Below are 245 nucleotides of genomic sequence, written 5' to 3'. Positions count from 1 at the left end.
CCTTCAACATTTCGGATGACTTCGGCCAGCCATGGGGCAACCGGCACGGTTTTATCGCCTAGGACGGTCAGCTCACCGCGCTCGTGCATCGCGACGTATCGGCCGGCCACGCCGTCCGCCTGGCCCCGATCAAGAAGGCTGGGCATGCTGGGGAAGGTGCCGAGGCATTCTAGCCGCCCGGTTTCAGGCCAATAGAACGCCGCCGCCGTCATCGAAGCCGAGCCGCCGAGGTCGATGCCCATCAC

1 protein-coding gene is annotated in these 245 nt (G+C 65.3%); it reads right to left on the bottom strand.

Going from position 1 to position 245, the window contains the following annotated elements:
* On the bottom strand, positions 1-245 hold a 245-nt coding region (locus tag R0J87_RS23545; RefSeq protein WP_498889405.1), incomplete at both ends, for a hypothetical protein.

Source organism: Halomonas sp. SIMBA_159, assembly GCF_046536035.1.
GTDB classification, from domain to species: domain Bacteria; phylum Pseudomonadota; class Gammaproteobacteria; order Pseudomonadales; family Halomonadaceae; genus Vreelandella; species Vreelandella venusta_A.
Note: the sequence above shows the minus strand (reverse complement) of the source record. Positions and strands in the feature narration are given on the sequence as shown.